Origin of the sequence: Acinetobacter sp. Lyrl_1 (genome assembly GCF_051948795.1) — a bacterium.
In the GTDB taxonomy this organism is placed as follows: Bacteria; Pseudomonadota; Gammaproteobacteria; order Pseudomonadales; family Moraxellaceae; genus Acinetobacter; species Acinetobacter towneri.
Map to the genome: position 1 here is coordinate 1 of NZ_JAYJLK010000114.1, position 499 is coordinate 499.

Annotated in this window: 1 protein-coding gene; it reads right to left on the reverse strand. The window is 40.5% G+C overall.

Features of this window, described 5'->3' with window-relative positions; genetic code table 11:
• Positions 1-29 precede the first annotated feature (29 nt).
• Positions 30-413, reverse strand: coding sequence for a transposase (locus VF675_RS13790; RefSeq protein ID WP_440205397.1), 384 nt, complete (start codon positions 411-413; stop codon positions 30-32).
• Positions 414-499: the final 86 nt, after the last annotated feature.

Here is a 499-nt window from a genome sequence, read left to right on the forward strand (position 1 = left end):
GGTAGAAAGCCAGATTTCATCGATACGGATCATGTTGCCAGCACCTTGAGTAATTCTGCCAAGGCAGGTATTTCTGATACTTGCCATTTCAAGCCAATTTCTGCTTTTGAGTGGGGTAAAGTAATTTGAACTTTTAACATGTCAGTAGGAGTAGGATCTAATGGTGCAGAGCAAGATAAGGCAATAAATGCAGGTTTATTCGGTAGTGGTGAGCGATCACTCCCTGGCTTAGCATCAATTAAGCGAATCCATTTGGATACAAGATTTGTATTCAATCCATGTTGCAAAGCGACTGAAGCAATTGAAACGTCCAGTGCTTTACAAGCCTGAACGATCTGCTGTTTAAATTCAGCACTATATGTTCTTCGTTTTTTCGCAAGAGATGCGATGGATGTCTGATTATTTGTAGTCATAAATTTAAGTCCCCACTTGTTTCTAAGTGGGGACTAAATTAAGGCTTATAGGATGAATTCAGAAGGTGTGTTCAGCGGACGCTTAC

Bases quoted from the DNA above. Each gene is read 5' to 3' on its own strand.
- VF675_RS13790 (WP_440205397.1), bottom strand. From the start codon at position 413: ATGACTACAAATAATCAGACATCCATCGCATCTCTTGCGAAAAAACGA.